The organism is Vibrio phycocola, assembly GCF_054404255.1.
The window spans coordinates 197,607-224,439 of the sequence record NZ_JBTAMQ010000002.1; the positions used below are offsets into that span (position 1 = coordinate 197,607).

General features: G+C 42.3%; 24 protein-coding genes. 6 read left to right on the forward strand and 18 right to left on the reverse strand.

Translation table 11 applies throughout. The features are described from left to right. The first annotated feature begins 98 nt into the window (after positions 1 to 98). The gene (locus ACXJY6_RS04490; RefSeq protein WP_458767529.1) at positions 99 to 818 is read left to right on the forward strand and encodes a helix-turn-helix transcriptional regulator; all 720 of its coding nucleotides are present in this window, start codon (positions 99 to 101) and stop codon (positions 816 to 818) included. A gap of 99 nt (positions 819 to 917) precedes the next feature. Beyond that, a complete protein-coding gene (gene yddG / locus ACXJY6_RS04495; RefSeq protein ID WP_458767530.1) occupies positions 918 to 1,802 on the forward strand; it encodes an aromatic amino acid DMT transporter YddG in 885 nt (294 codons plus the stop codon). A 41-nt stretch (positions 1,803 to 1,843) separates the two neighbouring features. Here the strand turns inward: yddG and ACXJY6_RS04500 are convergent, their stop codons facing one another. Next, complete coding sequence (locus tag ACXJY6_RS04500) at positions 1,844 to 2,911, reverse strand: MBL fold metallo-hydrolase (RefSeq protein ID WP_456051803.1); 1,068 nt, start codon at positions 2,909 to 2,911, stop codon at positions 1,844 to 1,846. 107 nt (positions 2,912 to 3,018) lie between these two features. On the opposite strand from ACXJY6_RS04500, the gene ACXJY6_RS04505 reads away from it, so the two are divergent. Beyond that, complete coding sequence (locus ACXJY6_RS04505; RefSeq protein ID WP_456051802.1) at positions 3,019 to 3,639, forward strand: TetR/AcrR family transcriptional regulator; 621 nt, start codon at positions 3,019 to 3,021, stop codon at positions 3,637 to 3,639. Positions 3,640 to 3,704: 65 nt separating this feature from the next. Here the strand turns inward: ACXJY6_RS04505 and ACXJY6_RS04510 are convergent, their stop codons facing one another. Beyond that, the gene (locus ACXJY6_RS04510) at positions 3,705 to 4,481 is read right to left on the reverse strand and encodes a DeoR/GlpR family DNA-binding transcription regulator (protein ID WP_458767531.1); all 777 of its coding nucleotides are present in this window, start codon (positions 4,479 to 4,481) and stop codon (positions 3,705 to 3,707) included. Positions 4,482 to 4,962: 481 nt separating this feature from the next. Between ACXJY6_RS04510 and ACXJY6_RS04515 the strand changes: the two genes are divergently transcribed. After that, on the forward strand, positions 4,963 to 5,637 hold the full coding sequence (locus ACXJY6_RS04515; RefSeq protein WP_458767532.1) for an HAD family hydrolase: 675 nt from the start codon (positions 4,963 to 4,965) through the stop codon (positions 5,635 to 5,637). Positions 5,638 to 5,860: 223 nt separating this feature from the next. Here ACXJY6_RS04515 and ACXJY6_RS04520 read toward each other — a convergent pair whose 3' ends face one another. The 3 genes from ACXJY6_RS04520 to ACXJY6_RS04530 all read right to left on the reverse strand — a co-directional run bounded on the left by ACXJY6_RS04520 (position 5,861) and on the right by ACXJY6_RS04530 (position 7,294). Further along, the gene (locus ACXJY6_RS04520; RefSeq protein WP_458767533.1) at positions 5,861 to 6,115 is read right to left on the reverse strand and encodes a hypothetical protein; all 255 of its coding nucleotides are present in this window, start codon (positions 6,113 to 6,115) and stop codon (positions 5,861 to 5,863) included. A 370-nt stretch (positions 6,116 to 6,485) separates the two neighbouring features. After that, positions 6,486 to 7,004: a hypothetical protein gene (locus ACXJY6_RS04525; protein WP_456051798.1), complete on the reverse strand. Its 519-nt coding sequence runs from the start codon at positions 7,002 to 7,004 to the stop codon at positions 6,486 to 6,488. A gap of 119 nt (positions 7,005 to 7,123) precedes the next feature. After that, positions 7,124 to 7,294 (reverse strand): hypothetical protein, encoded by a 171-nt coding sequence (locus ACXJY6_RS04530; RefSeq protein ID WP_458767534.1) that lies wholly within the window; start codon positions 7,292 to 7,294, stop codon positions 7,124 to 7,126. 272 nt (positions 7,295 to 7,566) lie between these two features. On the opposite strand from ACXJY6_RS04530, the gene ggt reads away from it, so the two are divergent. Then, positions 7,567 to 9,324 (forward strand): gamma-glutamyltransferase, encoded by a 1,758-nt coding sequence (ggt, locus tag ACXJY6_RS04535; RefSeq protein WP_458767535.1) that lies wholly within the window; start codon positions 7,567 to 7,569, stop codon positions 9,322 to 9,324. A gap of 79 nt (positions 9,325 to 9,403) precedes the next feature. Here the strand turns inward: ggt and ACXJY6_RS04540 are convergent, their stop codons facing one another. From ACXJY6_RS04540 to cobA, 5 genes are all read right to left on the reverse strand, one after another. After that, on the reverse strand, positions 9,404 to 11,161 hold the full coding sequence (locus ACXJY6_RS04540; RefSeq protein ID WP_458767536.1) for a bifunctional protein-serine/threonine kinase/phosphatase: 1,758 nt from the start codon (positions 11,159 to 11,161) through the stop codon (positions 9,404 to 9,406). A 157-nt stretch (positions 11,162 to 11,318) separates the two neighbouring features. Further along, positions 11,319 to 12,788: a NarK family nitrate/nitrite MFS transporter gene (locus tag ACXJY6_RS04545; RefSeq protein ID WP_458767537.1), complete on the reverse strand. Its 1,470-nt coding sequence runs from the start codon at positions 12,786 to 12,788 to the stop codon at positions 11,319 to 11,321. 108 nt (positions 12,789 to 12,896) lie between these two features. Next, entirely contained in the window at positions 12,897 to 13,241 is a 345-nt protein-coding gene (nirD, locus tag ACXJY6_RS04550) for a nitrite reductase small subunit NirD (protein ID WP_456051793.1), read from the reverse strand. Between the two features lie 57 nt (positions 13,242 to 13,298). After that, entirely contained in the window at positions 13,299 to 15,836 is a 2,538-nt protein-coding gene (gene nirB / locus ACXJY6_RS04555; protein ID WP_458767538.1) for a nitrite reductase large subunit NirB, read from the reverse strand. A gap of 60 nt (positions 15,837 to 15,896) precedes the next feature. After that, positions 15,897 to 16,727: a uroporphyrinogen-III C-methyltransferase gene (gene cobA, locus ACXJY6_RS04560; protein WP_458767539.1), complete on the reverse strand. Its 831-nt coding sequence runs from the start codon at positions 16,725 to 16,727 to the stop codon at positions 15,897 to 15,899. Positions 16,728 to 17,121: 394 nt separating this feature from the next. Here cobA and ACXJY6_RS04565 point away from each other — a divergent pair, with 394 nt between their 5' ends. Continuing rightward, entirely contained in the window at positions 17,122 to 19,620 is a 2,499-nt protein-coding gene (locus ACXJY6_RS04565; protein WP_458767540.1) for a molybdopterin oxidoreductase family protein, read from the forward strand. 99 nt (positions 19,621 to 19,719) lie between these two features. Here ACXJY6_RS04565 and ACXJY6_RS04570 read toward each other — a convergent pair whose 3' ends face one another. The 8 genes from ACXJY6_RS04570 to ACXJY6_RS04605 all read right to left on the reverse strand — a co-directional run bounded on the left by ACXJY6_RS04570 (position 19,720) and on the right by ACXJY6_RS04605 (position 26,777). Further along, a complete protein-coding gene (locus ACXJY6_RS04570; protein ID WP_456051789.1) occupies positions 19,720 to 20,526 on the reverse strand; it encodes an amino acid ABC transporter permease in 807 nt (268 codons plus the stop codon). A 33-nt stretch (positions 20,527 to 20,559) separates the two neighbouring features. Then, positions 20,560 to 21,339, reverse strand: coding sequence for a transporter substrate-binding domain-containing protein (locus tag ACXJY6_RS04575; RefSeq protein WP_458767541.1), 780 nt, complete (start codon positions 21,337 to 21,339; stop codon positions 20,560 to 20,562). A gap of 447 nt (positions 21,340 to 21,786) precedes the next feature. Further along, positions 21,787 to 22,245 (reverse strand): ComEA family DNA-binding protein, encoded by a 459-nt coding sequence (locus tag ACXJY6_RS04580; RefSeq protein ID WP_458767542.1) that lies wholly within the window; start codon positions 22,243 to 22,245, stop codon positions 21,787 to 21,789. 295 nt (positions 22,246 to 22,540) lie between these two features. Then, positions 22,541 to 22,978 (reverse strand): excinuclease, encoded by a 438-nt coding sequence (locus ACXJY6_RS04585; RefSeq protein ID WP_456051980.1) that lies wholly within the window; start codon positions 22,976 to 22,978, stop codon positions 22,541 to 22,543. Between the two features lie 280 nt (positions 22,979 to 23,258). After that, the gene (locus ACXJY6_RS04590) at positions 23,259 to 24,170 is read right to left on the reverse strand and encodes a GGDEF domain-containing protein (RefSeq protein WP_456051786.1); all 912 of its coding nucleotides are present in this window, start codon (positions 24,168 to 24,170) and stop codon (positions 23,259 to 23,261) included. A 377-nt stretch (positions 24,171 to 24,547) separates the two neighbouring features. Continuing rightward, the gene (gene pcp / locus ACXJY6_RS04595) at positions 24,548 to 25,177 is read right to left on the reverse strand and encodes a pyroglutamyl-peptidase I (RefSeq protein ID WP_458767543.1); all 630 of its coding nucleotides are present in this window, start codon (positions 25,175 to 25,177) and stop codon (positions 24,548 to 24,550) included. A gap of 8 nt (positions 25,178 to 25,185) precedes the next feature. After that, positions 25,186 to 26,091 (reverse strand): DUF979 domain-containing protein, encoded by a 906-nt coding sequence (locus ACXJY6_RS04600; RefSeq protein ID WP_456051784.1) that lies wholly within the window; start codon positions 26,089 to 26,091, stop codon positions 25,186 to 25,188. After that, complete coding sequence (locus ACXJY6_RS04605) at positions 26,091 to 26,777, reverse strand: DUF969 domain-containing protein (protein ID WP_458767544.1); 687 nt, start codon at positions 26,775 to 26,777, stop codon at positions 26,091 to 26,093. The genes ACXJY6_RS04600 and ACXJY6_RS04605 overlap by 1 nt, the downstream gene beginning before the upstream one ends. Between the last annotated feature and the right edge of the window lie 56 nt (positions 26,778 to 26,833).

Here is a 26,833-nt window from a genome sequence, read left to right on the forward strand (position 1 = left end):
GATGACGCAATAACGATAAATAGTTACTGACGTCGGAGTCATATTTATATACGTTAATAGTGACAAATATTGTCACTATTAATGAGTAAGCTTATCCAATGACAATTCGACTACGACACGATGCTATTATTCGTTGCCTACGCCGTAACGGCACTTCGACCGTTGCGGAGTTAGCACGTGAAGTTGATGTGTCTAAACGCACTGTTTTACGTGATTTAACCGCACTGCGTGATGAAGGGTTTGTGATCCATTCAGAACCGGGACGAGGTGGTGGGCTACAACTTGACCCGCGATCAGTAAAAGCAACCGTGACGTTCTCGGTTGCCGAAGTGTTTGCGTTGTTAATTGGCGTCGCATCAATGGATGCTATAGGAGGAATGCCCTTCACCGGGCTTGCGGATGTGGCACTCGCCAAAATTGAAAAATCGCTCCCATCAGAAAAGTTGCACGATCTTCGACGATTGTTAGCATGTTTGTATGTCGGAAAACTCTCGCCTCAAATAGACATCACCAACATGGGACAATTGGACGCCTCTTTGCTAACGACCTTCGAAACTTCGTTTCTGGAGCAAAAATACGTGCGCTTTGGTTATTGTGATGCAAAAGGAACCACCACCCATCGGGAAGTCGAGCCACAAGCAATGTTAATCTTGCCACCACTCTGGTATTTGGTCGCATGGGACCCAGAACGGGACGACTTTCGACACTTCAGAATGGACCGAATCGATAGCCCTAGCTGTGTTGAAGACCGATCATTTCTAAGGCGGCATGTCCCTTTTGAAGATCACGTGTCTCCACTGCGAAACCTTGCTCGGTAGCAGTATCTTACACGCATAAAGAGATTGATCTCTTCAATCGACATCAAGTAAATTAAACACTTAATACATTCTTTCCTTTTCTTAACGTGGCGGTATTCTTTGATTTCAGCACACAAATACACCTTAGCTGGATGCGTCGCTATCTTACTGTGGAGCACCATTGTTCCTTTCATCCGCAACGTCGCAGAATCATTAGGCCCTGTCGGTGGAGCAGCGATGATTTATACCTTAAGTTCGGTATTGCTCGCTTTGGTGATCGGCTTACCCAAATTGAGTCGATTTTCTCCCCGCTATCTCATCATTGGGGGCGGTTTATTTGTTTGTTATGAGATGTGCTTAGCCCTAACCTTGGGCATGGCAAACAATAAATTCCAAGCGGTTGAGATGAGTGTCATTAATTACCTTTGGCCTGCTTTAACCGTAATGTTAGCTGTCGTCGTAACCCGCCAGCGTGTGAGCATATGGTTATACCCGGCAATGGCGATGGCGTTTTTTGGGGTCGCATGGACGGTAACCGGTGAAGAAGGACTTTCGATTTCGCGAATTACCGAGAATATCGCGACGAATCCCGTGAGTTATTCCCTCGCCTTCAGTGGCGCTTTTATTTGGGCGATTTACTGCAATGTAACCAAGCGACTCGCCAATGGGCAAAATGCAATCACATGGTTTTTCATTGCAACCGCAACCACTCTTTGGGTTAAATTTCTTCTTACTGACCAACCGCCAATGACGTGGAACGGTAGTGCCGTACTCAACTTAGGATTGGCTGCATTTGCCATGGCGGGTGGTTATGGAATGTGGAACATAGGAATTATTGGCGGCAACATGGTGCTACTGGCCACTTTGTCTTATTTCACGCCGATTTTTTCCGCGTTTTTCTCGTCACTGGTGTTTGGAATCAGCTTAGGAGTCACTTTCTGGCAAGGTGTGATTATGGTCACCCTTGCCTCATTGAGTTGCATGTATTTAACCCGTCAGCATTAAACGCTAAGCCAACGTTTCACCGCTTCTATAGGGTGACTCATTTACTTCTTTCGCCACCATGCCGATGTTTTAGACATGTCATTTATCGAGAGTTTCTCACCTATCTGCGGCGTCACCAACGAGACATTGTTTTGCTCTGCTAACGCAAAAATTCGTTCAAATGGTTCGTACCAAGGGTGCAATGCTAGATCGAACGTACCATTGTGTACTGGCATCAATGCCTGACCTCGTACATCTAAATGCGCTTGAAGTGTTTGCTCTGGCGTCATATGAATGTCTGGCCAGTCCCTGTCGTACGCACCGTTTTCAATTAAGGTTATGTCAAACGGGCCGTAACGTTCTCCGATCTCTTTAAAACCATCGAAATAACCAGAATCACCACTGAAAAATACGGATCTATCTTCGCTTTTTATCACCCACGATGCCCATAACGTTTTATTTCCATCATTTACACCACGGCCAGAAAAGTGTTGAGCGGGCGTTGCGGTAATTTCCACATGTCCCATTGTTGTATGTTGCCACCAGTCGAGTTCAACGATCTTATCACTACTTACGCCCCACTTTGTGAGGTGTCGTTTCACTCCCAATGGCACAACAAAATTCTCTACTTGGCGATGAATTTGTTGAATCGTATCCTTGTCTAAATGGTCATAATGATCGTGCGAAATAATAACGCCAGCAATGAGTGGCAAGTTTTCTAAGTCAATCGGTGGTTGATGAAAGCGTTTCGGTCCTATCCATTGAACTGGAGACGTACGCTCAGAAAATACCGGGTCGATGAGCCAGTATTGACCGTGCAAATTAAACAAAGTGCTAGAGTGCCCCAGGCGATACAAATCCAATTGGGTGCTATCAGGGTTCCCGGGCAATTCTATTTCATGGACAGGGATCGGCTGCACCGGTGTCGGCTCTATTCGTTTTTCCGCAATATAACGCCAAATCATCGAGGGTATACGAGAGGCATCCATACTTTTTGCGCCACTGGTGTTCGCAAATTTACTGTCGAGATACTGAGGGCTATCTTTGTAATTTGTTGTTTCTGGTTGTGTTGCTTTAAAAAACGTGCAGCTTAGCAGTGCCATTATTAATACCCACCATCGTCGTTTCATTGGAAAACCATAAAAGTAAACTATACGGTGTAGTTTACAACCTAATTACCAAAAGTAAACTAGTTAGTGTAATATTGTGTTTTAACGTTGAAATAAGCCATACGTAAATGAGTAACGAGAAAAATAAAAAAAAGACGATCAGTGAGCAAAAACGCGAAGCAATAGTCGAAGCCGCTTTACAGGAATTCACCGCCAAAGGGTTTAAAGCGGTAAGCATGGATGTGGTTGCCGCTGAGGCCGGCGTATCAAAACGAACGGTGTATAACCACTTTCCAAGCAAAGAAATCTTATTCCAAAAGGTCGTCGCTCATCTACTTGAAGCTAGTCAGAAGACGGAGTGTGCTCCTTACAACCCGAAAGCGACTCTCTCAGAGCAATTACTCAGTATCGGTCGAGCAGAATTAGATCTTCTCTCACAGTTAAGCTACCAAAAGGTCGCTCGAGTTATGATGATTGAATGCATTCGCTCCCCTGAATTAGCCGCCAGTGCTCTGGGGGAAATGAGCGGTCTACAAAACGGTTTACAGTTATGGCTTAAAGAGGCGGTCGCCGATGGCAAACTAAAGAAAATGGATGAGAACAATGCCAGCCGACAATTTTTCAGTTTGTTAAAAGCCAACGCATTTTGGCCACAATTACTGGAAGGAGCAGCGCCACTAAGTGATTCAGTGGCGCAGAAAACAATAGACGATGCTGTTGCGATGTTTCTTGGATTCTATGAAGTTTAACCCGTAGAAGGTATGTCTCTCTAATGCGTTAGGCACACCAAAAAGACTGCCTGGCTGTATTGGAATTATGCAATAACAACTTCACCAACCATACTTTCAATTTGAGCAAACTCAGGGTGAACGTGAGCCCCTTCATCGGTAATAAGCTTGGTTATTTTCGTAGGCGCTGCATACACAATTCTACTGGTGACACCAAACTTGCTGTTATCGGCTAAAATATAAGTCGATTTTGCATGGCTAACCATCGTAGAAGCAATTGCAGCTTCATGATGAGAATAGCTGCTTGCGCCACAATTCAATGAAACTCCTACCGGTGACAATAGCGCTATGTCTGCTCGATATCGACAAAGTTCGGTTACTGTCACCTCCCCTGCTGTGGCTTGAGCAAGATGACCCATTTGTCCACCCAACAAAATCACTTCATGCTGCATTGGTAGATTATCATCGTTACTTGATAGCTTGCCCGCTAGGTCTAAGCTATTGGTAATAATCGTCAGTCCTGACATCGACATCAAAGGTCCAGCAAGCAGCGATGTCGTGCTGCCTGCATCGATAAACACAGTTTGACCCGCTCGCAGTTGAGTGACCGTCGCGCTAGCAATCGCTCGCTTTTCCTTTCCTTGAACACTATTACGAACCGAAAGAGGTGGCTCAGGCTCATCATCACATGAAATAACACCGCCATGAACACGTCTGAGGCGCCCCTGTGCTTCTAACTTAAGTACATCACGCCGAACGGTTTCTCTTGATACTCCTAGGTGTTGGATTATCAATTCCGTCGACACATGATTTAACGTAGATAGTAGTGCGCAAATTCGATGTAATCGGGTTTCTTCTAACATGTTTGGTCCATTTTCTATCTAATGAATAGTACTTCTCTGAACAATTGGGCACCCTCTGAGGCGTCATATTTAAAATACGTCTCTCGAGAGATTAATACTATACCAACGGTGTAATTATCGCGATAAGACCTATCATATAGGTTGTAAAAAAGTGTTCTTCATTGCAAGTTACAACTAAATTGGCAATATAAAAGTGGATTTGTCTCTTTGGATATAAAATAGACTTAAATATTAATATTTAAGTTACAAATCAATAAATTAAACACAAATTTCAACTAAGCCATTTAACAACATGCGTCGAACAACTTAAATTCCGGCTCTAAATAGGAACATATGTTCTACCTTAAGTTATGTAAAATAAAGCATTTGTGTAATTTAGTGTATTTGATGTATATTAGTTATTCAAATCGAGATAAGTCTGGCTTTGATAAACAGACAGCCAAACGACTTTGCTTCAGATACTTACGGATGAGAGAGAACAATGTCTAAAGACTTATATATATTTGATATGGATGAAACATTGGTTGATGGCGATTGCTCAATGCTCTGGAACCAATTCCTTGTTGATGGCGGATATGTCGATATTCCAGATTTTTTGGAAACCGATAAAGCCTTGATGGCTCAATATGCTCGAGGTGAGCTAGATATGGAAGAATATCTCGACTTTATTATGCAACCTCTCTCCAACCTCTCGATTGAATCTGTTGATAATATGGTGAATGAGTTCGTTGCAAAAAGTGTAACGCCAAAAATATTTACTCAAGCACAAGCCCTTATCGCTTCATTAAAAGAGACGCCAAACGATATGCTGATTATTTCTGCAACGACAAGTTTTATTGTAAACAAAGTCGCCACATCATTAGGAATTACCGAGTCTATCGGCATTGATATGGTTACAGATGAGAACCGGTACACCTCAAAAATTAGTGGCGTCCCAAGCTATCGAGAAGGCAAAATAGCACGCCTAAAAATGTGGCTTGAACAGACATCCAATAAATATGATGCTGTGCATTTTTTTACCGATTCGATTAACGATCTTCCGCTATGCCAATACGCCGATCACGCGTATCTAATTAATCCTTGCGAAAAGCTCAGGGTCGCAGCAAAAGGTAAAAATTGGCCAATTTATGCTTGGTCAACGGCTACGAATACTTAGCCTTTCACAAGATTTCCACCACTCACAGGTAGCCTAAAAATACCTTGGCTACAAGCTCTGGATTCGACGGGAAATACCAATGTACATACGATGCAGTCAAATTATTTTTGCGTCGTACTGGGTCCATGGCTTTACCGCGTTGAGAACGAGACTCACCCAACGCAACTTCTTCCGATTCAGTTTTTGAATAATGGAAACTGTGGCCGCGTAAAAACTCTCCTTCTCACAATGTGGCTTCAACCAGCCCTAATTCCGCTAACCTAGACTGCATCGACGCATGTTGATTCAGCACATTACACATATCACGACACTCTCCGTCGATATTGGTTAAACTCGTACCGAGATACATCATGCCACCACATTCTGCTAACGCTGGTTTACCTGCCTCGATATAAGCTCGAATCTGATTCTTAAGATCGGAATTATTCGACAGTTCATCCAAATACAACTCTGGATCCCCCCGGCAAATACAGCGCATCACACTCAGCCACTACCGTCTCTGATTCTGAATACTCTAAAGGCGAGAAGAAACACAACTCCGCCCCCATCTCAGTGACTAATTCTATATTCGCCTGATAAAGAAAACTAAAGGCCTTATCCCGAACGATCGCGATTTTCGTGCCGACTAAACGAGTAGCAATTAACGTGAAAATGAGATGACAATGTAAGCGAATCGTACAAGAATCTTGATTAGAGATAAGGTTGATGAAATAGGCAAGGACTTCAGGTTTTACAGCGGAAACACAGATATAGATAAGATATCACTCCGAAGATGATAGTAGGCCTTACAAAGTGATGTATTTAGAAGAAGCGATGGTGAGTTTAAGTTAACACTAGTTTACGCACATTCAATCTAGTTTTGTAACTACTAAATCTGCCAACTCTTTAAATCGCTTCTTCTGTAAAAGATATATCCAGCCAATCAAAACGAATAAAATTATAGGAAAGCCAAGTACATTTGGATTTGAGTGATCCGCCAATACAGTCAAACCAATAAACGCAATCGAAATAATAATAACAAACCAATTAACAAATCCCGTTACTTTTACTTGTCCCTTATTATTTATTTCAAGCTTACCTCGCATCATTGGTGAATAGGATGTTTTGCCAAGGCCTCCCCATGCTGCTTCTCTAAACCCTAGAATTTCATCTGAGAAACGTCTTACTTTAAATGACGCATATTTTGGAGATTGAAGTGATTTTTCCAATTCTTCAGTGTCGATAACTGACTGAGCCGAACATCTCGAGCTTGGTTGATAACTAAATACTGGAATACCATATGTAAAATAGATACGATTCCAAGTACTGTTAAGAATCATTTCTACAACGATAACTACGAATAAAATAGTGAAAAAAAACATTTCCATTATAAATTTCCTAACCCTCTTGTCTAACAGTGTAAGGGAGTTTTTAATATAGGTGAGTGGATTAATCACGCAGTAAGTATCACCCTGATCTGCAGTTAGCCATTAGTTTTTGGGATGGACTAGCTATACTCACAAAGTTCTATTTCATGATTATATCTTCCACCGCCATCTAAGCATCGATCTACATCAAGAAACTCTACTACATGAGGATAAGTATAATAAGCAAACCCAATGATTACAGCCCAAGCTATAACCCCGACGATTAGCTCAATCACCGCGCGATGTAGCATTTGAGTCACCAAGCTAAGCATCGTCGCACAACCTATTTCCGTTATCTCTCTAGGTTGGACAACTATAGCAACACCTATGTACTGTAAAACTTTAATACGTTAGATATAAAATCTAGTATCGCACTTGATATGTATTTGATAGTATCGTTGATAGCTAACTTGTTTAATAACAAAGATATAGCCTTACCTGGTTCTCTAGAATAGCTTTTCTAAAAGTAGAACATGACCTCTACCAGAACCAACCATGCCTTCATTACATAAAAGGATCTCATATGAAAGGTAAATTTACCAAAACGTTTCTTGCGCTATCACTCGCCCTTTCAACTTCACACGCTTTTGCTGCTGGTGCGCAAACGACGGACAATATTGCTCCAGAAGCCGCAAGCGCAATTCAGGAAAAAACTCTAGTTCAAAGCCAAAAGTATATGGTTGCCGCAGCAAACCCAATCGCAACTCAAGCCGGTTACGATGTATTAAAACAGGGCGGTTCCGCAATTGATGCCCTAGTCGCTGTTCAAATGATGCTAGGTTTGGTTGAACCGCAATCATCAGGATTAGGCGGTGGCGCATTTGTTGTGTACTACGATGCAAAAACCAAGAAAACCACAACATTTGATGGCCGAGAAACCGCTCCTCTTGCTGCAACACCAGAGTTATTTCAAGATGCCGAAGGTAACCCGCTTAAATTCTATGATGCGGTCGTTGGTGGGCGTTCAGTCGGTACTCCAGGTACCGTTAAACTGATGGGTGAATTGCATGACAAGTTCGGCCAATTGGCGTGGAAAGATCTTTTAACACCAGCTAAAGAGTTGGCAGAAAAAGGATTCGATGTCTCTCCTCGCTTAGCCGGAGCCATTGAAAGCGACCAAGAAAAACTCAGTCGTTATCCCGATACTGCGGCGTATTTCTTCCATGAAGATGGTACGCCACTCGCTGAAGGAGAAGTTCTTCAGAACCAAGAATACGCAGATACTCTAGCGATGCTCGCTGAAAAAGGCGCAGATTCTTTCTACTCAGAAGAGTTCGCTGCTGGCATTGTCAACAAGGTACAGAACATCACCGACAATCCTGGTGTATTGGCACTTCAAGACTTTCAAACTTATCAAATAAAAGAACGTGCTCCAGTTTGTATGCCGTACAAACAATATGAAGTTTGTGGGATGGGACCTCCGAGTTCTGGTGCGCTTACTGTTGGACAGATTCTAGGTATTTCTAGCCAATTTGATCTCGCTTCTATGGGACCTGATTCCGCACAAGCATGGCAAATCATTGGTGATGCCTCTCGTTTAGCGTTTGCTGACCGTGGCCGCTATATGGCAGATACCGATTTCGTACCAATGCCTGCTGGCCTACTCGATGAAGAATACCTCGCAAAACGTGCTGCATTGATTGAACCAGGTAAAGCTCTAGAAAGCGTAGAGCCGGGTCAGCCACGCTGGGAACAGGCTATCGCACAAGCAGACGACATCGCCATTGAGTTACCGTCTACCAGTCATATTTCGATTGTCGATGCTGAAGGTAATTCGGTTTCAGTCACGACTACCATCGAGAATGGCTTTGGCTCACGCGTTATGAGCAACGGTTTCTTGTTGAACAACGAACTGACAGACTTCTCGTTTAAGTCTTACAAGGATGGCTACCCAATTGCCAACCGTTTAGAACCAGGTAAACGTCCACGTTCTTCAATGTCTCCAACTATCGTTCTTAAAGACGGATCACCATACTTAGTAGTGGGTTCTCCGGGCGGTTCTCGTATTATCGGTTATGTATCGAAAGCACTGATTGCTCACCTTGAATGGGGAATGGATATTCAAACGGCTATTAGCTTACCAAACATGCTAAACCGCTTTGGCACCTACGATCTAGAGAAAGGAACGGCGGCTGAGCGATTTAAAGAACCGTTGGAAGAAATGGGATTCAAGGTTAATATTCGTGATTTGAATTCAGGCTTACAAGGCATATTAGTCAGTACTGATCAGCTTTCTGGTGGTGCCGACCCAAGACGTGAAGGCATCGTATTGGGTGATTAATTTACTTAGGCAAAAATAATGGCCTAAACACTGATATAAACCAGTATCACTCAGATTGTGATACTGGTTTTTTTACACCCTAGCCATGCTCAAGCAGAAGCAAAAATTCAATTACCGCGACACCAACGGCCAACAACGCAAGTCCTTTCCAAAACACAACAGGGTTTCTCTGCATCAACGGGCTCTCTTCAAACTCTTTTTGCAGCTTTTTATTTGGCGTATAGAGATCAGCAATAAACTCACTCAACGCGGGGTAACGTTTAGAAGGCTGATGGTGAGTCGCTTTTTTAAATGCGAGATCAACCCATGTCGGAATATCTTCTCTATGTTGAGAGATAGCGCGATACTCCCACTTAGTGTGCCGTGCGGATTGTAAATTTTGGCTATTGGTTTCTTTATACGGCAAATGACCGGTCAGCATTTCGTAGCCAATCACCGCCACTGAAAATAGATCGGATGTTGTGGTTGCTTCATTTTCCAAGATATATTCTGGCGCAATGTAGTTAATGGCTCCCAGTGGAATGGTATCCGGATTTTCGGGAGCGATCTCTTCCAAGCCTAAAACCTTCACCGCGCCCAAGTCGATAATTTTAACTGCGCCAGATTCGGTCACCATAATATTTTCAGGTTTAAGATCCCGATGCACCATATCCGCACGCTGTAACACCCGAACCGCACGAATCAAATCGTCCATGATTTTACGGACACTTTGGAGGCCAGGGTTGGGATTATCATACATCCATTGTCGTAAATTTATCCCATCGATAATTTCACTTAATTGGTAAGCAAACTTTGATGCTTTCGGCGTCGGGTAAATCTTCATTATCCGGTCACTGGTTAACTGAGACCCAACCCAAGATTCATTGGCAAAGTTTATAAGATAATTCGTATCATCACTGTATTGCATCGATGGCGCTTTTAAAATCATCTGCTTGCCAGATTCAAGCTCGGACACAAGGTAAACATGACTTCGAGACCCTTCATAGACAATTTTTTCAACTCGATAATCATCGATCACATTCCCCACTTTCAGGGCTGGCGGAATGGTGCGAGACAACATCAATTGCTGATGTTCCATAACCGACTTATCCGGCAGATTGATAACATCGATGATCAAACAGCTCGCATTATCTTGGCTGCCATTCACAATCGCTTGATTGCCAATCTCGCGGCTTAAATCTTCAAGATCAATGTTATGGCCAGTACGAGTAAAGTCCGCCAAGGCACCATGTTCGATAAAATCGTGCACCCCATCGGTGGTCAAAACAAATCTATCGCCTTCTTGTAGAGCGACTTGCTGATAATCGACCTCAAGTTTGCTGTCCATACCTAGGGCTCGAGTGAGGTATGCTCCTTTGCCAAAATTCACCCGTTGGTGATCTTTGGTTAGTAGGGTCAGTTTGTTATCTCGCATCCGGTAAATTCGCGTATCACCGACGTGAAATAAGTGCGCCGTGTTTGACTTGATAACCAGACAACTGAATGTCGTGACAAGCCCATTATGAGTTAGTCCGTGCTTTGCTCCTTCGTTATACAACCAAGTATTTAGAGACGTTAGAATCTGCCCAGCAGAGTGTTTGATGCTCCAACTTTCAGGAGTCGCAAGATAATCATTAATAAACTGGATAACCGCGGTGTGGCTAGCTTTCTGGCTATTAACACTGCAACTCACCCCATCAGCAATACAGGCTACGGCTCCTTTATGCTCTAACTCATTGCGTTTCTCAGGAACCTTAACCAAAATCGCGTCTTGATTTTGGCTACGAGTCCCAATCAATGAACTTCCAGCATGGTTAAGTGTTAGCTGCTTAATCTTACTTCCAACATCTGACTGCATAAACTCTCTTTACTATTATTCAATAGAAAACAATATTTTGTAGAAGGACAAAAGCTCAGCCTAGTTTACCCAGCTGAGCTTTTGAACGATATTGAAACAAGTGCGTACTCCAATATCTCCCGATCTTTTTGTTTAATAATTGCGGGTCAGTTTCAGTTTAGTGTGAAACATCAATCATGGTGACGCTTCCGTCTTCATTCACTTCTGCGATTTTACCGCTTGGCTCTTCCATAGAGAGTAAAACAATAAATCCTAGTACAGCAGTACCCGCGATCACATAGAAGAAAGTCTGGTAATCAACGAACGAGAGTATCGTTAAATAAGTTACCGCTCCGACGTTACCGTATGCGCCTGTCATGCCTGCAATTTGCCCTGTCATACGACGCTTAATCAGTGGAACTGTCGCAAAAACTGCACCCTCGCCTGCCTGAACAAAGAACGAACACGCCATCGCTGCAACAACCGCTAACCATACTGGCCACTGACTGTCTACCTGACCCATTAGGGCATAACCAATCGCCAGACCAGCGGTTAAGATAAGAAGTGTTGGTTTACGGCCAAATCGGTCTGAAATCCAACCACCACCTGGACGTGACATCAAGTTCATAAAGGCATAGGCCGAAGCAACCATACCCGCAACAACTGGAGTCAGTTCAAACGTATCAGAGAAGAACAGCGGCAACATAGAGACAACCGCAAGTTCTGAACCGAAGGTCGCAAAGTACAGAACATTCAGAACAGCAACTTGCTTAAATTTATACTGATGGATTTCTTCAACTGGCGTGGTGAAGATATTTTTGTTTACTTTCCATACTTGGCTAAGCTCGAGTAGATAAAGTGCTAACAAGCCACCATAAATGCAGTTAACAACAAAGTCGGACAGCATCCCAACACCGGCAGGTGAAAGTTTCCACGCGAGCAATGCAAGAACTGCATACATTGGAATTTTCATAATAAGCAGTAAGAAAAAGTCTCCTTTCGATGTCACTTCCATCGCACTTAAATGCTTAGGTTTGAAGTAAGTCGACCCTTTCGGAGTATCAGAAACATTGCGGTAGAACACAACCGAGAACAATAAGCTCATTAAGCCGGTAATCGCAACGGCATAACGCCATCCGTCTTCACCACCAAACATAAGAGCGAGTGTTGGAAGTGTGAAAGCCGCCGCAGCTGAACCGAAGTTACCCCAACCGCCATAGATACCTTCTGCTGTACCGAGCTCGTTATGTGGGAACCATTCAGATACCAAACGAATACCAATAACAAAACCTGCGCCGATAAAGCCTAATAGGAAACGCGCAATAGCGGCTTGGATAAATGTATCGGCAAACGCAAACATAAAACACGGAATCGAACACACCGCTAACAAGGCAGAGTAGACGATTCTTGGGCCGTATTTATCGGTAAGCATACCGATGACCACTCGAGCGGGTATGGTTAATGCCACATTCAAAATCAGCAATGTTTTGATTTCTTGAGTGGTTAATCCGAGGGTTTCTTTAACCATTTGCAGTAATGGCGCAAAGTTAAACCACACGACAAATGTGATGAAAAACGCTATCCAGCTCATATGCAGGATTTTCATTTTTCCTTTAAACGACATTATGGAGAATTTAGTGTCTTCCATTTTACTTCCTTTACATCTCGTCTTGATTTTTAATAATTGTAATAATAATGTTCACGCCAATATTCAGTCGGAATAAAGGCGTGTTAATACTTATAATGTCTCTTCTATTTACGCGACCATCGCTTGTGAAAACTGAACTTGAACTGAACCGTTGTGTTCACGAATAGGATAAGTGTCTAATTGGTATTCTGGCTGTTCTAAGCACTCACCTGTTTCCAAACTGTAGTGCTGCTTGTATAGCGGAGATGCAACGCAAAGCTTGCCATCGATGCCACCAATAATGCCGCGAGAAAGAACATTCGCTTTTCCTATCGGATCGTAATTAGAAATTGCGTATAACGATTGCGTTCTAGTACAACGAAATACCGCAACTTGCTTCCCTTCAACCAATGCGCAAACACCTACATTGGGAGCCAAATCTTCTATAGAACAGATGGTTTGCCAATTTTCCATAATGATTCTCCTAACTATTTCAATTCTTTAACGTAAAGTGTGTTCTGTCGCTATCGACTAAGATACTTCAACGATTTCAATTTCATTCTCAGGTTCAGGCTCTGGGAAACGCTGGTCACGGACCGAGATAAATTTCAATCCCTCGTCACGCTTATCACTATTGATAAAATGACTAAAGCGTTTCAGTTTCTCTGGTGACTCAATCGTGGTTTTCCACTCACATTGATAGTTAGCGATATTCGCTTCCATCTCTTTCTCGAGCTCTTCACACAGATTTAATTTATCTTCAATAATGACTTGTTTCAGATAGTCCAACCCACCGTCTAAGTTCTCCATCCAAACCGACGTACGTTGCAAACGGTCTGCGGTGCGGATGTAGAACATAAAGATGCGGTCGACGTATTTGATTAGGGTTGCTTCATCAAGGTCAGATGCAAACAAGTCGGCATGACGTGGACGCATTCCGCCGTTACCACATACATATAAATTCCAACCATTTTCGGTTGCGATGATACCGAAGTCCTTCGACTGAGCTTCAGCACACTCTCGAGTACAACCAGACACACCAAACTTCACTTTATGCGGCGCTCGAACCCCTTTGTAGCGGTTCTCAAGGTCGATAGAGAAGCCGACACTGTTGCCAACACCGTAACGACACCAAGTGCTACCAACACATGATTTAACGGTTCTCAATGACTTACCGTAGGCATGACCCGTTTCAAAGCCTGCATCGACAAGTTTCTTCCAAATAGAAGGCAAATCATTTAACTGCGCGCCAAATAAGTCGATGCGCTGACCACCTGTCACCTTGGTATATAAGTCAAACTCTTTCGCGACTTCACCCAATACGATGAGCTTGTCAGGGGTAATTTCACCACCCGCAACGCGAGGCACTACTGAATAAGTACCGTCTTTTTGCATATTGCCTAAATAGATATCGTTGGTATCTTGAAGTTCGATGTGTTCGTTTTCGAGGATGTAGTCGTTCCAGAATGACGCGAGAATTGAGCCAACGGCAGGCTTACAAATTTCACAACCTAAGCCTTTTCCGTATTGAGTTAATAACTCATCAAACGTCTTAATTTGGTTAACACGGACGATATCGCTGAGTTCCTGACGTGAATAAGCGAAGTGTTCACAAATATCATTGTTGACTTCCACACCAAGGTTTAGCAATTCACTATCAAGTACCTGTTTTGCCAACGCTGAACAGCCACCACAACCAGTTGATGCATTTGTGGTTTCTTTCAGTGCTGCCATCGTTGTGCAACCTGCGGCTACGGCTTGTTTGATATCACCTTTGGTTACATCAAAACATGAGCAGATCATTGCGCCATCTGGCAAGGCATCGATACCCATGCCCGGTGAATCATCTTCTGCGAGGTTAGAGAGAATCAACACCGCTGGATTTGAGGGCAGCGGCATATCATTTTGCATCATTTGCAGTAATGTACCGTACGCTTCAGCATCGCCGACAAGTACCGCACCAACAATTTTCGTTCCATCTTCAGAAATAATGAGACGTTTATAAACTTGTTCAATCTCATCATTGTAAGTGAAAGACTGTGCGCCTTCCGTGCGGCCATGCACTTCGCCGATACTAGCAACATCAACACCCAGAAGCTTAAGTTTGGTGCTCATGTCTGCACCAAGGAATTCCACTTGCTTCTCTTCTTGCATCATGTGACTGGCTGCGACTTTCGCCATCTGGTAACCCGGCGCAACAAGGCCGTAGATTTTGTTATCCCACAATGCACATTCACCAATTGCATAGACATCTTCATGATTCGTTTGGCAATTGTTGTTAATAACGATACCGCCACGCTCACCGATTTCGATATCAGAGCTTCGCGCTAATTCATCTTGAGGACGAATACCTGCAGAGAAGACGATCATGTCGGTCTCAAGTTCAGTACCATCAGCAAACTTCATACAGTAACGAGCATCTTTACCAGCCACTATTTCAGTTGTTGCTTTCTCGGTATGAACTGACACGCCCATGTCTTCTATCTTGCGACGTAGAAGCGCACCGCCCCCTTCTTCAAGCTGAACCGCCATTAAGCGAGGTGCGAATTCAACCACATGGGTTTCTAAACCGAGGTTTTTAATCGCATTTGCGGCTTCTAGACCAAGCAATCCACCACCGACGACAACGCCACTTTTACTTTGTTTACTTGATGCTTCAATTGCGTCGAGATCTTCAAGAGTTCGATAAACAAAACAATGCTCTTGGTCGTTACCAGGAATCGGTGGTACAAACGGGAAAGAACCCGTCGCCAACACTAACTTGTCGTACTCTTCTACGCGACCAGAGGCGGTAATGACTTGTTTTTCTGCGGTATTGAGTTGAGTAACCTTTTCATCTACAACATATTTAATGCCGTTTGCCTGATAATAAGGCTCATCAGTCATTGCCAAGTCTTCAGCCGTCTTACCTGTCAGATAAGACGTCAACTGTACTCGGTCGTACGCTAAGCGAGACTCTTCTGAAAAGGTAATAATCTCGTAATCATTACTGTCACTTTTTATTAGTGTGTCGATAAATTTGTGACCAACCATGCCGTTGCCCACTACTACGATTCTTTGCTTGCTCATATTGTCATCTTCCTAATAGTAAATTTATAAACCAATGTCTGTGCGTTTTTCACGTCTAACTTAGGCGGACATTCTTAGGTTATATTCCGTTTTTACCGACACATCCGAACGTTCAGTTAATTGTTCAAGCCATTGCATCTGGCTCGCAACCGACACAACCTTACCAATCACAATAAGTGCAGGTGATTGAATGTCGTGCTGCTGCTTAAGTTCAGTCAATTGCTTGAGCTGTCCGGTAAACGTTCGTTGTTTTGGCGTGCATCCATTCTCAAGAAATGCGACTGGAGTTTCAGGATCCATCCCTCCTCTAATAAGCTGCTTAGAAATCATGTCTGTTTTACTAAGCCCCATATAGATAACTAAGGTTTGATTCAATGTTGCTAATGCGGGCCAATTAATCTCAAGTTTCTTGTCCGCATGTGCTGTAATAAACGTGCAGCCTTGGGCAAGGCCTCGATGAGTGAGAGGTATCTGTGAATAACTGGTGCAACCCGATGCGGCAGTTATCCCCGGAACAACATCAACAGCTATGCCTTTTTGAGCAAGCAAGAGCATCTCCTCTCCCCCGCGACCAAAGACAAAAGAGTCACCTCCTTTTACTCGGCAAACATCGACACCCGATAATGAATACTTAATTAAGATATTGTTAATTTCATCTTGAGTTGAACTGTGCTGTCCTTTTGCTTTTCCGACATACAGCTTTTTTGCATTTGCAGGAAAGAGAGCTTGGATTTCATCACTAACCAGGTTATCAAACACTATCAATTTTGCCTGCTGAATAACTCGCAGTGCTTTAACGGTTAATAGATCGGGGTCTCCGGGGCCAGCGCCAACAAGCGTAACCACCCCAGGGCGAGTCACTGAAACTGCGTGGTTGTGATTTGTATTCATAATCGGGTCCTACATTTCAACTCATAATTTCCATTTCGAGAAATGCAAGAGTGGTGCCCAGATCACAAAATCATGTACAATAAATAAAAATTAACTTATTTAACAAATAGATAACTCAAAACCTTTAAAAATAAAAAGTAAGAACCAGTGAAAATTGAAAGCAAAGTTACCTAAAAATGAGCCTTGATAGTGCAAACAACTCACTAATGGTGCAAATGCAGTAACTAATATGGGTAATATAGCAAAATACCACCTACCACTTTAGGGGTAGATCAATATTTAACTATCTGTTTTAACTAATAAAAATATTATACTTTCAAATTTATACCAAGTTGGTTCATAAGTTGCTACATACCACTTATTAGTAATAGTTTAAGAAATTTGGAGTTGAGCCGTGACACAATCAAACGATGGATGGATCAAAACAACATGCGCCTATTGTGGAGTAGGATGTGGTGTTGAAGCCCGCCCGAAAATGTCCGGTGAGTTGGAGATCAGAGGTGATAAAAGCCACCCTGCAAACTACGGAAAATTATGCACTAAAGGCATTGCTCTAGGTGATACCGTGATCCATGATGGACGCCTGCTCTCACCTATTGATTACAGTGTTTCAGGTGGTAGAGATCTAGGCTGGGATGAAGCGACACAAATGGTCGCGGATAAATTCTCTAAAACTATAGAAGAACACGGACCCGACTCTGTCGCATTCTATGTATCGGGCCAACTGCTAACTGAAGACTATTACCTCGCCAATAAACTTACAAAAGGGTTTATGGGTACAGCTAACATTGATAGTAATTCTCGCCTTTGTATGGCGTCGGCGGTTGTGGGATACAAACGCGCCTTCGGGTCGGATACCGTACCAGTGTGTTACGAAGATATGGAACAATCTGATCTCGTAATTTTGGTTGGTTCAAATCTCGCTTGGTGTCACCCTGTTATCTTCCAACGGCTTCGTAGTGCAAAGCAAGCCAATCCAAACTTAAAAGTGATTGTCGTTGATCCTCGTGCTACTGATACCTGTGCGATTGCCGACGATCATCTAGCTTTAAATTCAGGCTCTGATGTCGCCCTGTTTAATGGCTTACTCAATTACCTCGCAGATAACAATCACCTTGATCAAGACTATATTGACTCTTATACCAACAATTTCGATCAGGCACTGGAGTCTGCAAAACAAGAATCTGATATTGAAACCATTACCGGACTTTCAAGTGAGCAGTTGGAAAGTTTCTATCACAGTTTTGCCAACACAGATAAAGTCATTACTGTGTATTCACAAGGAGTGAATCAATCAAGCACGGGATCCGATAAAGTAAACAGCATTATTAATTGTCACCTTGCCACCGCGAAGATCGGTAAAGAAGGCATGGGACCATTCTCAATTACAGGTCAACCGAATGCGATGGGCGGTCGTGAAGTGGGCGCACTCGCAAACACACTTGCCTCGCACATGGAATTCGAAAACCCACACCATCTTGATCTGATCAGTGAGTTTTGGGGTACAGAGAATCTCGCTACCTCAGCAGGTTTAAAAGCCGTTGATATGTTTGATGCAATGGCCGAAGGCAAAATCAAAGCCGTATGGGTAATGGCAACCAATCCGATGGTCAGCTTACCGAATACCGACAAAATACGACAAGCGTTAGAAACCTGCCCATTTGTAGTGGTATCTGACTGTATTGCAGATACCGAAACCACGCGCTTGGCCGATCTCGTATTGCCCGCCCAAGGGTGGAGCGAAAAATCCGGCACTGTTACTAATTCAGAACGACGAATCTCGCGCCAACGTAAGCTGATGCCAAGCCCAGGTATGGCAAAACCAGATTGGTGGATCATCAGTCAAGTTGGCCAAAAAATGGGGTTCACCGATGCCTTTAACTTTCGTCACGAAGGCGAGGTTTTCCGCGAATACGCTCAGCTTTCAGCACATGGAAATACCCAAGGAGAACGCGATTTCTCGTTGATTGGCTTAACGCAATTAGATGACAAAGGTTATAGCCAATTGTCCCCACAACAGTGGCCAGTCACCGAGCTACAAACTGACATTGTCAATCAACGCTTATTTAGTGACGGACAGTTTTTTACTGCCGATCGCAAAGCTAACTTTATATCTGTTAAGCACTCAGCACCAATTGCTAGCACCAGTGCCGAGCACTCACTATTGCTCAATAGTGGCCGAGCTCGAGATCAGTGGCATACCATGTCGAGGACGGGACTGTCAGCAAGACTTGGTGACCATAAATCTGAGCCATATGTACAGATTCACCCAGATAGCGCGAAAAAGTTTGGGATAAAAGACCGCCAGATTGTTGAGATATCGAATCAGCAGGGTTTGTGTGTGGCGAGAGCAGAACTGACCGAAGATGTGTTACCAAATCAGCTCTTTATGCCAATACATTGGAACAATACCACAGCAAAAAACTCAAAACCTTGTGATTTAATTGCCCCACATACCGATAATTTTTCTGGTCAGCCAGAGTTCAAACACACTCCGGTTAAAATTGAGCCATGCTATTATCACAGTACCGCCGTGTTTATTTCTCGCACGACTGTCGATTTTAATGAGCAAGATTACTGGGCTCGCCAGAAAATCGAAGATGGCTACTTATATCGTATTGAATCAACACTTTCTGCATATGAACTTGCCCAACAGTTGCGTGAAAAAATGGGCGTGAACATTGATCGTGTTGCCACATTCGAATCGGGAGAAAGTGGAGTGCAACATCGCTTTGCTTCAGTGATTGGGGAGAGGGTTCAGCAAGCGATTTACGTTCAAGCGTCTCTTGACGAACAATTTATTAGTGACTACATAGATCGTTATAACAAACCATTTGATGGAGCGATGGAAGCGGAATTTCTGGGGAATGCAGAATTAAACGAAGTAGCCTAATTTCTATACCCAAGTAACCTAAAAAAACAGCCACACTGTTATCAATACAGTGTGGCTGTTCTGTTTAAGCCAGCTAACTCATTAATACGAATAAAACAATTACCGTTCTACTTTCAACCAATGTTCAAGCCATTTGACCATCAGCGACAACATTATGGTCATCACTAAGTACAAAAAAGCGACCATGTTATAGGTTTCAAAAAATAAGAAAGTTGAGGACGAATAGACTTTACCCAGCTGGGTAATATCTTGAACACCCAATGCACTCACTAGTGCCGAGTCTTTAATCATCGCCACAAAGTCATTACCCAATGGAGGTAGAATCGTACGAAATGCTTGAGGCCACACCACAAGACGAAACGCCTGCCAACGTGACAACCCCAATGCTTGCGCCGCTTCAACTTGCCCACGACTTACGGCTTCGATTCCCGCTCGGAAAATTTCAGCAATAAAAGCACTATAGCCAATCATTAAGGCAAAAATAGCCCGCCACGTAAAATCAAAGTCACGGACCGTAAACGATGACAGCCATTGCCATTCAATAGGATAAGTAAACAGCCAGTTCGCAAAACCAACTAACTGCGGGGCTCCAACGAAGGCAATATAAAACAGCAGTACGAGCATTGGAATACCTCGTACAACTTCAATATAGAAGGTGGCAACTTCACGAACAACACGATGGTTAGATACCCGCATGATAGCAAACACAAGCCCAAGCAGTGTTGCTAACGCAAACGCGACCAAAGAAACGAATAACGTAACCCCAACGCCATCAAATAGTGCCGAGAGAATGGTTCGATACCCTTCATCCGCAACCATCTGCCAAGCAAATAAAATACATAATAAGGTGGCCGTGAGCAGCCACCATGGCAGGCGTGAAAACCCTGAAGGTTTAGTCTGTCTCATATTGGTAAATTCAACCTATAAAGCGAACAGCAATTATTGGTTGTAGTCAAAAAACCATTTCTGATTTAGACGCTCTAGCGTGCCATCTTCTTTCATCGATGCAATAGCCGCATTTACAGGTTCAACAAGATCGGAACCCGGTGTGAAAATAAATCCAAACTCTTCTGTACCCAGTGCGTCACCGATAACCTTCAATTTACCTGGGTTTGCTCCAATGTAACCTTGTGCAGAAGTCGCATCCATCAGTACCGTATCAACGTCACCAGAGATCAGCGCTTGAACTGATGCACCAAAGGTTTCAAATAGTTTAATTCTTGAGTTAGCTTCATTACCATCAAGTATATCGTATACCGCAACATAGAAGTTTGTTGTTGCTGGTTGAGCTCCCACTAGGTTTTTATCGTTCTCTGCAAATGTTTTTGCGTCGGTAAAACCAGCTTCATCAGCTCGTACTAACATAAATTGTTGTGAAACCATGTATGAATCAGAAAAGTCGATTTGGCTTTTGCGCTCTTCATTGATCGTAATACCGTCCATACCGACATCATATTGACCAGTACGAACCGCTTGAATCATGGTTTCCCAACTGCTCAAATTCCAGACCACTTTCGCATTTAAACGCTTTGCGATCTCGTTGAATGCATCGTACTCCCAGCCAACACCTTTGCCTGTTTTTGGATCGGTAAAATTCAGAGGTGTGTATGCATTTTCCGTAACTGCATGTATTTCCTTTCCTTTAAGGTCGGGTAAATCAGCCGCAAAAGACGACAGTGATGTAAGAGCAGAGAGTAAAGCGACCAATAGTACGCGCATTGTGGAACCTTTTTAAACATGAAGAAGTTCAAATATTTTATCAGAGTTCTTCGTCGATTCCATCAGATATCTTGAAGTAAAGACATTTACACGGCTAAACGGCTCAAGAGAAATAAAAAATGCGCCCATTTGGACGCATTATGTCGTTATTCGATAGCAATATTGTTGCCATCAGAAACACGCGCTATTAACTGGTTATAGCGAGAAATAGAACGGTAAATGGTGCAACTAATCCCAGAAAAGCAGCCCATGCAAAGAAATACATATACGTTTGTTTAAAATCCATAACTCTACTCTCTTACCCATGATTTATATCGTTAATATTAAGGCATTATAATATAAAATGTAACGAAATAATTTAGAAAATCACGCTGAAATGGATAAACACTCATTGCTCGAAAAACAAGAATGCATAATATCAATCAACGTAATACCAGTGCGAATACTCTAAATTTTTACATATGACTTCATTTTCTTAAATGTTTTGTCACCAATGCCTTTTACATTGAGTAAGTCATTCGCTTTCTTGAATTTACCATTAGCCTTACGATGTTTAATAATGGCCTTAGCAGTCGCAGGTCCAACACCAGGAAGTTGAATTAATAATGCTTCATTCGCAGTATTTATATTAATAGGTTTTGATGGTGCTTTTTTTGGTGACTTCGAAGCAGTAGATTTAATTGTAGATTTCGTACTCTTTTTTGGTGAGTTTGTCGATTTATTCGAGCTCGTACTTTTTGTCGTAGATTTAGTACTTTTTGTCGAGGATTTGGTGCTCTTTTCCGTTGATTGGAGTTTTTTCTCTGCCGTTTCTTTCGTTGATGCTGCATAAGCATCTGTAGGTACAGTTGTCAGTCCAACAAACAATGACAAGATAAGTACGAGACCAAGATTAACCGCTTTCATAGTAATTCCTTCTGGCATTTTTTTGAAAAAAAAGAGTATACACTTATCGCTCCATATTTTCGTTGTTAAAAAAGTTAATGCCTTGTTTGTTTTGTCTTTCTCACTTTTGAATCGTGGATAGTAATACGATCGATTACTCTGGGAATCGAAGTTAAGCGCTTACAAACAAGCACCAAACTATGGGTAAAGCAGTATTCATAAAATAAAGCCACAAACGCGATTCGCATTTATGGCTCATTATTTAGAATTCAATGACTCTTAGGCTAGAGTTTTTTAAATTCTAGCAAGGTATACATTACTTAAGCGTCACTACTTTTCCTGTCAACGCAACACCAGCTATGACATTTCCCGCTCCACATTGGAAAGTTTCAGAACTGGACACAAGGTTATTTTTATAGTTCGATTTAATTTCTATAACCGCATTCCCACCTTCTTTTAATGCTCTATCTTTCAGAGTAATCATTGCTGAAAGGAATGCCCAATTACAAGCCTCGCTATCTGATTTATTAAAGGCATTGGTTTTTTTATTGGTTTTAAATTCACCAAAATTCTGTTTGATCTTACCATGGCGTTGGTCACCAAAATAAAAAGAAATATCTGAACCCAATTTCGCCTCAGCATTTGCAGATTCCATAGCCGCCTTGAGTGGATACTCCTTCACATCATTTCTTGCAAAAGCATTTGATGAAAGAAGCATGAGGGCAGACAACGCTAATATTACAAATTTTCTCATTGTTTTGATTTCCTTAATTTATTATTCATTTATGGCGCTAACAGCTAGCTCTAAATACCGACTAACGATTAATCTGGTAAATGTTATCAAACACCATGATTATTTAACACATAGCAATTCAAAGAATACGTATTAAATGCGATATTGAGATTATCAGTGATATTTAAGACAAGCATCACTAAGCGTTTCAAAATCATGTCCTTATCCAACTAATGCAACCAATTGTTAGGAAAATAAGCCACATGGTGTCGAATGTTAGTGAACATAAATTTTAGATAGCTCAACTCACAAACTTATTTCTTCCGCTCTGCTTCGCCCGATATAAGTTAATATCAGCTTTATTAATCAAGTTTTCTAATGAAGTCTCTTGAGTGGGAACGAGCGACGCACAGCCTATACTCACTTTCAAAGCGAAAGAATAGTCAAAATCTGAGTTATGATTTAACGATATCGCATTAATACAGCTTAATATCTGCTCAGTGCGCTGCCTAGCTTGAAGCAAGGTTGTATTACCAAAAATGATAATAAACTCATCACCACCTAAACGGGCACATAATTCATTTGGACGTCGAACCATTTCTTTAAGAATCGCGCCCAGTTTAACTAAGCACTCATCACCGAAGGCATGCCCATATGTGTCGTTTAGGCTTTTAAAATAATCAATATCGATTATCGCAACAGCTAGCGGTGTTTTCTCTCTCATATTAAAACGCCACTGCTCATCAGAAAATTCAGTAAACTTACGTCGATTTGCAATTCCAGTTAATGCATCTTCCAAAGCAAGCGCTTCCGCTTTTTGCTCAGCGAGTTTTCTCTGTGTGATATCTTGATGAGTCACAACAAAATAAGGTGAACCTTCCCAGTTGAGCGGCGACATTCTCATAATGAACCACCTCTGTTCGGTCGGACTATGGCAGGGATATTCATAAGTGAAGGTGCCTTCATTTGTGGTGATAATTGCTTTTATTCCTTTGGCTACCTTAGTGAAATCACTATCGACTTGAGATGATGTGCAGCATTCTAAATAATTAACATTCGTCCACTCAATCGTTCCCCCTCCATTGAGAGATGAGAAATTAATCCAGCTTTGGTTTACAAATACAATTCGCCCCTCTCCATCAATAACTGCCAATTGTTCTGGTAATGAATTGAGAACCGATTCAAAAAAATATGTGGCATTACTTGATTCCATTCAATGAGCCCTATTCCATTTAGCACTGCTATTAACTATGAGATTGCATTCTTACCACTAATATTAACGTCTATTAGGATACTAGCTCTATTTTTGAGTAACTTCATCATTAAGAATATGCAAATGTGATAATAATCTAGAGTACAAGGCTACTTGACAGATTGATTACTAAGAATAAAAGGTAGAAATTTGGAACAAAATATCACGCGAACCATTTAAGATTCACGTTGAACTTAAAGAAAAGAAAACAGGAAAGGAGATATTCTCGGCCTCACTTTTAAAAGACACACTCAGACATTCACGAGTCAGCAACCTATTAGAGCGCCAACTCAGAATGCCAGCTTATATCCTTAATGAAGGACAGTACAATAAAATCGCTACGAAGCCCTACCCTCTCGATCACCATCACTATCCACGATCACCTGAGCAGCACATGCTAACCCTTCAACGATAAGATCCAACGATAGACTCGGTTTATTCTCTTTTATTGCCTGTTCCGCAATCAAAGGAATATGCACAAAACCGTGTGGTATTCCTTGGTCATTAAGAAAATGCTGGACGCCATAAAATAGATGATTACAAACATAAGTTCCTGCACTTTCAGAAACATACGCAGGTATGCCTTTTTCCCGAATTGCATCAACCATTGCTTTAATCGGCAGGGTCGAGAAATAAGCAGCAGGCCCTTGAGCAACGATTGGCTTATCGACAACCTGATTGCCTTCATTATCTGGGATTCTGAAGTCATCAATATTGACGGCAACGCGCTCAGGCGTAATCGCCGTACGTCCCCCTGCTTGACCGATTGTCATTACATAATCAGGTTGGTGCTTTTCAATCGCCTCAATCACCACATCGATTGATTTTTGATGTACCACAGGTACCGAACAGCTAATGATCTTAGCCCCATTCAATACATGTGATTCCAAACGGCGCACCGCTTCCAATGCTGGGTTTACTTTTTCGTCACCAAACGGTTCAAAACCTGTGATTAGTATCTTTTTCATAATGCTTCTCAGAACGCTAAAAAGTAAATAAGGAAAGTATTGATGGTCAACATGCATAAGGCTGGCAGCAACTGCATATAGATAATCTGGTTTTTATTCTTTAGCTCAAGTAATGCAGCAGGAACAATATTAAAGTTCGCGGCCATTGGGGTCATTAAGGTGCCGCAATAACCTGAAAGCATGCCAATAACACCAATAATTGCAGGATTTCCTGATTGTTCCATAATCAGCAATGGTACTGCGATACCAGTCGTAATCACTGAAAATGCGGCGAAAGCATTTCCCATAACGACCGTGAACAGGGCCATCCCAAAGGTATAACAGACTACATAGGCAAAGGTACTGTTGTTCGGTACTACCTCTTTCACAATCTGCGAGACCGTATCTCCAACACCCGCTTCACCAAACAGATAACCAAGTGCCGCTAAAAATTGAGGGAGAATCACTGCCCAGCCAATGGAATCGATTAAATGACGCCCTTCATTTATGCTTTGAGTTGCTTTACCTCTTGTAATGAATAACGCGACCAATAAGGCGATACCGAAGCTAATACCTAGACCAATTAAAGTGCTGGTGCCTGTCATTTTCGACCAAGAAATGGTAATGACAGGTATGACTAATGCAGGTAGGAATAGACGATTTTTTAATGTTTCTGCTCTTTGCTTACGCAGTTTTACATCAACTTTTCCTCTGTTACTGCTTCCCATCATCTTAAAAGTAACCAGCAGAGTAAGAACCAGAATCATGAGCCCAACCAACCAATCTGGAAGAACCTTACCAAAACACAATGAAGAGCCGTAAATTAACCAAAAAAGACCTGTACCGATGCGTTTTTGATTGGTTTTATCTAGAAAAGTTTGAACTGAAAAGACAATAATCAGTAGGCCAACGGCTTGATAAATATACTCGAGCATTATTTATCCTCCGATTTCGTTTCTGTTTTCTGAATACGTTTCACTTCTAAATGGGCAAATACAGAGAATACGATAATCGACGCAATGGCTGTTGGTATCGCCCAAAAATACATTTCGTTGATCTCTAACGGATACCCACTGTCACTTAATACCCCTTTGATAAGAAGTAAACCACCACTGCCAATGAATATGAGCTGACTAAAAAAGTTGCCGAAGTTTTCACTGATAGCAGAAAGAGCTCTGATCCTCATGCGTTTGCTTTCTGAAAGGTTTTTATTGTCTTGCGTTGCCGCTGATTCGGCCATAGGAGCAACTAAAGGTCTAATCATTGAAGGGTGTCCTCCCAGGTTCAAACCAATCGCGACAGTGATTTTTCTCAGTAAAAGGTAGCTTAGAGTAACTTTAGTGACGGTCGCCTTGCGCATCGATGAAATGAGTATCTCGGCCCGCTCTCTAAGACCGTAGCTTTCCAACAAACCTATCATCGGCAACACGAGAATAAACAAAGACATGTAGCGGTTCTTAGTAAACGACGAACCTAATATAGATAAAATTTCGATGACATCTAATTTGGCGACAAACCCGGTCGCAAAGCCGGCAACCAATATAACAAGCAACGTATTTAATCTAAATGCAAAACCAATTGTAATAATGACTACACCAATCAAGGGCCATAAGTCGATCATTGTTCTACTCCTTAAAGTGACCAGCCAGATAGATCGATCCCATCCGGCAATAATGT